Source organism: Paenibacillus sp. N119s (assembly GCF_059447605.1).
On sequence record NZ_JCAJRU010000318.1, the window covers coordinates 1 to 4,637 of the forward strand.

Here is a 4,637-nt window from a genome sequence, read left to right on the forward strand (position 1 = left end):
GGAAGCCTGCATAGCAGCACCACTCGCCATACGGAGCTTGGTTTTAATGCCCTCAATCATATACTCAATGTTGGCATGAGACGGTACAGACAAATCCATCGTTAATGTTCCATCCTTTCATAACAGGGGAAGTTGCCTGTATTGTATCATGTTTTTGTTGTAGAATGTACTGATAGCCAGATTGCCGATATACAGCTGTAATAAGGAGGAGGGATAACGTTGTCTTTGTATAATCGAGCTTCCGCATCCGGTCGCTCGCCCTTAGAACCTAATGTAGAGAAAACAGATCGCGCTGGACTCGCATTGTTTTTCCGAGAAATTCAACATCAGCATGCTATAGATAAGTTGACATTTGTCTGTATCGGTACAGATCGCTCGTCGGGAGATTCACTTGGACCACTGGTAGGCACCATGCTCAAGGATCAAGGCTTTCCGCATGTGATTGGCACCATGACGGAGCCCTGTGACGCAGATCATCTGGTCTCATACTTGAAGCGTATTCCCCAAGATCATCACGTGATCGCCATAGATGCTTGTCTTGGACAGCACGGCTCAACGGGAATGTTCCTTGTTGCTCGTCAGCCGCTAACCCCTGCGCGATCGGTCGGGCTGCCTCTGCCATCTGTCGGTCATTATAGCGTGGCAGCGATTGTAAATGAGCGCAGTCCCAAACCCTACTGGACACTCCAGATGACGTCGCTTCACCTGGTCATGACGATGGCTGCATATATTGCTGATGCAGCAGCTTGTGAATTTGGCTTAAAAACAGCTTCGCAGGATTTTCCAGCAGGCTACCGTTTCAGATATTGACGGTCTGCTTAATAATATACATCAGCATGTTCTACTTACTAATATGTTCAGAACCAATAGATTATATACAGAGAAGGAAGGGTTCCACATGGAAAAGGTATTATGCGAAGGAACGACAATCTGCTATGCCGAGCAGGGAAAAGGAGATCCTATCATTTTATTGCACGGATTTTGCGGAAGCTCCTCCTATTGGGATGAAGTTGTTCCCTTGCTGTCCCCGAGCTATCGTTGTATTGTTCCAGACTTGCGTGGACACGGACGCAGCGATGCTCCACTCGGAGCCTACACGATTGATCAAATGGCAGATGATGTGCTTAAACTTCAAGAACAATTGGACATTCCCCAGGCTGCATGGTTTGGTCACTCTCTGGGAGGTTACTTAGCCCTTTCCGCAGTCCAAAGACATGCCGAGCGTCTTACAGCCTTTGGACTGATTCATTCCACGGCTTATGCAGATACAGACGAAGGTAAGGAAAAGCGCAATAAGGCTGTATCCACCATTCAAACGGAAGGGATTACAACCTTTGTAGATGGACTCGTACCAGGATTGTTCGCTCCTGAACATGTGGAGTCGATGTCGAGCCAACTACTCAAAGTCAAAGAAATTGGCTACAAAACACCTCCACAAGGAGCCGTAGGAGCATCGCTGGCTATGCGCGAACGTCCTGACCGTCGGGATGTGTTATCAGCTTCTGCATTGCCAGCTCTTTTAGTAGCAGGAGAGCAGGATCAGGCTGTACCTCCAGCACGGACGTTTACAACAGATCGGGCCGGAGTTACTCAGGTTACCCTACCGCAGTCTGGACACATGAGCTTGTTCGAAGCACCAGAGTTATTAGCGAATGCCATCTTGTCATTTTTGGACCAGAACGTGAAGAAGTAGAGTAAGGTAAGTCCTATAACCGGAACCTTCTGATGTGGTAACAGAGGGGATCCGGTTTTTTGTATACAAATTGTTATTAGATGTATAGAATGCCTAAGTCCTATTGTTTTTGTTCAAGGCAAACGCCGTTGGCAAACCGTCGATACTCTCTAAATTTTTCTCGTATGCATACTTTCTAAGTGCTTCTTCGCCCATCTGAATCGCCACGTCCTTCAGCTTTTCCCGTTCACTCGTGTATGTCATAAAGGGAACTGCAAACCCACATGTATGTTGCACCATATGAACATCAACAACAATGATTTGTCTTGCTCCAGGCAGTGGATTGAAGAGAGGATACAGCTCATGCCAACGCTTTGTATCGGGCAGTACGACTGCACCAGTACCATAGAGCTTTAATACACAAGGTTCGCCTTCAAATGCACAGAACATGATGGTTACCCGTCCGTTCTCTATAATGTGTGCGCTTGTCTCATTGCCACTTCCCGCCAAGTCAAGATAGGCTACCTGATGATCTGACAATATACGAAAGGAGTCGTATCCTTTGGGGGAAATATTCACATGCCCCGTCTCAGATACAGGTGCTGATCCTACAAAGAAAATATGCTGTCGCTGTATAAACTCCTTATATTCCGGTAGTATCGAACTAAATTGTTTTCCCATACGTTAACATCCTCCCCGTAAAAATATCAAAGCGTAATTTTGTTTCGGTCGAAAATAAATATTTTATTATATTACGTGGATTAATAATACATAACAATTATTTTTGTTTCTAATGAAACAAAAATAACATAAGAATAACAGAGGATCAATAGCAAATTTTCGAATAATGGGATTACGCCATGAGGGCGACATTTGGCTTTTAGACAAGGATGTCATACAATCAGAAGGGACAAGGTTCCTGATTCTCTAGGCATCGGGATGAAAGGAAGGGAACAGCTTGCTTAGAAAAGATTATTTGCTAGGTATGATGGAAGAATTGACATCCGCAGTAGCATCGGTGCTTGGGCTGAGGCGTGAAAATAAACACGTCGAAGCGCTAAAACAACTAGATGACTTACTCAACAAGCAGTTTCGCCTTCGTTCAGATTTGCTCAGACGATTGCCGCCGGAACAAATTATTGAGCTTTTCCGAATGGGACCTGGGATGGAAGCGGATGAGCTTCAGCAAGTGGCTCGCATTCTGGAAGAAGAAGCTGCTATATACTTGGAAACCAGCAAAATAGACGAGGGCATACGAATTTTAATGAAAACTCTTCATTTATATTTGTACAGCGATCTGAATGGCGCGACTCGTGATCTACAGGTCCTGCCCGAACGAATAGCATGTATCGTGAAACTGGTTCATGAATATGAGCTTCCACCTGAAACCAGCAAGCTGTTGGCTCTTCATTATGAGCGCGAAAACAGGCTGGATAAAGCCGCCGATGTCTGGTTTGGATTGGCGTGGGAGCAGCCAGAGCTGAGATTGGAAGCAGAGACATTTTACAGTCAGTTACTGGATAAGACCAATGCAGAGCTGGAACGGGGTGGAATTTCACGTCAGGAAATCACCGAGGGGTTGTCCGAGATCACCCAATTACATGAAAGAAAGTGAGATGTACCTTTTGGATTCACTGCGCGAACTTGTATACCAATTAACCACGGGAGGTTCCCTCATCACAGCAACGCTGAGTCAGCTGCGCAAACGCGAGGATGCTTCTTTTACTAAAGTACAAATCAAACCTGTAGAATTGAAAAACAAACTGCATTACCAGTTTGCCTTTCATTACAGCAACAAAGTCATTCATGAAAATCTGACTCCTGACGAAGCTAATGAGCGCATGACTGCCTTGTTTGAGGATACATTCCGCCAAGGACTGCTGTGTGCCAAGGATGCAGACTATCAGGTGCTAATCAGTAAAAAATATAAAGTATCCATTCTGACAAAGTCACCGAGCAAAAGTAAAGCCGATCTGTCTCATAATCGCAAAAAGCAATATGTGCTAGAGGAAGGAGAGCGTATTCCTTTCCTGATTGAGCTCGGCATCATGAATGAGGACGGTAAGGTACTAGCTCGGAAGTATGATAAATTCCGTCAAATCAACCGTTTTCTCGAAATGGTGCAGGATGTATTGCCCAGCCTTCCGGTAGGCCGCCCATTGACGATTGTGGATTTTGGCTGCGGCAAGTCGTATTTGACCTTTGCTCTGTATCACTATTTGGCTGTGCAGCAAAAGCGACCTTTGCAGATTGTCGGCTTGGACTTAAAGGCAGATGTCATTGAAACCTGTAATGTTCTGGCTCAAAAGCTGCAATATCGGCAGTTGGAGTTTCTGGTCGGAGATATTGCGGATTACAATGAACTGGAGCAGGTGGACATGGTCGTTACCTTGCATGCATGCGATACAGCAACAGATGCAGCGCTGGAAAAAGCTGTCCGCTGGGGAGCATCCGTCATTTTATCGGTTCCGTGCTGCCAGCACGAGCTGTTTAGTCAACTGGAAAATCCGGTATTGGAGCCTTTGCTCTCCCACGGTATTTTGAAGGAGCGTTTTTCTGCACTGGCAACGGATGGAATCCGGGCCAAGCTGCTGGATATGATGGGGTATCGGACACAGCTACTGGAATTTATCGATATGGAGCATACCCCTAAAAATATTCTGATTCGTGCCGTTAAAGGTCAAGCGGGAGAACGTTCTGTTTTGTGGCGTGAGTACACAGCATTTCGGGATTTTATACATGCTGATCCTTACCTGGAACGTGCTTGTGCGGATTTGCTTCCCGAAGGAGCGGGGCAGAAGCAGTCACACAGCTAAGGAACATAGTAAAAGTGGAGCCGCAGCAGGGGGCTCCACTTTTTTTGTAGTTTACAATTTATGGTTTCTATACGCAAACAGCTACCCGCCATAGGCACTTCTAAAAGCGGTGCACAAGACATCACGATCCACCTTCCACAATGTCGCGA

At 45.9% G+C, this 4,637-nt stretch carries 6 protein-coding genes; 4 read left to right on the plus strand and 2 right to left on the minus strand.

From position 1 onward, the window contains the following. On the minus strand, positions 1 to 99 hold a 99-nt coding region (locus AC5V8P_RS23605), incomplete at its 3' end, for a DUF1128 family protein (protein ID WP_495473923.1). Positions 100 to 219: 120 nt separating this feature from the next. Here AC5V8P_RS23605 and yyaC point away from each other — a divergent pair. Together yyaC and AC5V8P_RS23615 are read left to right on the plus strand one after the other, a co-directional pair. Next, positions 220 to 810 carry a spore protease YyaC gene (yyaC, locus tag AC5V8P_RS23610; protein WP_064797204.1) on the plus strand — a complete coding sequence of 197 codons (591 nt, stop codon included), beginning with the start codon at positions 220 to 222 and terminating at the stop codon, positions 808 to 810. 88 nt (positions 811 to 898) lie between these two features. Continuing rightward, on the plus strand, positions 899 to 1,693 hold the full coding sequence (locus tag AC5V8P_RS23615; RefSeq protein ID WP_064797203.1) for an alpha/beta fold hydrolase: 795 nt from the start codon (positions 899 to 901) through the stop codon (positions 1,691 to 1,693). Between the two features lie 93 nt (positions 1,694 to 1,786). On the opposite strand, the gene AC5V8P_RS23620 is transcribed toward AC5V8P_RS23615, so the two are convergent. Then, positions 1,787 to 2,353, minus strand: coding sequence for a pyridoxamine 5'-phosphate oxidase family protein (locus AC5V8P_RS23620; RefSeq protein WP_063212821.1), 567 nt, complete (start codon positions 2,351 to 2,353; stop codon positions 1,787 to 1,789). A 277-nt stretch (positions 2,354 to 2,630) separates the two neighbouring features. On the opposite strand from AC5V8P_RS23620, the gene AC5V8P_RS23625 reads away from it, so the two are divergent. Next, positions 2,631 to 3,287 (plus strand): DUF6483 family protein, encoded by a 657-nt coding sequence (locus tag AC5V8P_RS23625; RefSeq protein WP_064797202.1) that lies wholly within the window; start codon positions 2,631 to 2,633, stop codon positions 3,285 to 3,287. After that, complete coding sequence (locus AC5V8P_RS23630; protein ID WP_063212819.1) at positions 3,274 to 4,488, plus strand: class I SAM-dependent methyltransferase; 1,215 nt, start codon at positions 3,274 to 3,276, stop codon at positions 4,486 to 4,488. Before AC5V8P_RS23625 ends, AC5V8P_RS23630 begins: the two co-directional genes overlap by 14 nt. Positions 4,489 to 4,637 lie beyond the last annotated feature (149 nt).

Coding starts and splice junctions, on each gene's coding strand:
- AC5V8P_RS23630 (WP_063212819.1), top strand. CDS start 3,274: ATGAAAGAAAGTGAGATGTACCTTTTGGATTCACTGCGCGAACTTGTA.
- AC5V8P_RS23615 (WP_064797203.1), top strand. CDS start 899: ATGGAAAAGGTATTATGCGAAGGAACGACAATCTGCTATGCCGAGCAG.
- AC5V8P_RS23620 (WP_063212821.1), bottom strand. CDS start 2,353: ATGGGAAAACAATTTAGTTCGATACTACCGGAATATAAGGAGTTTATA.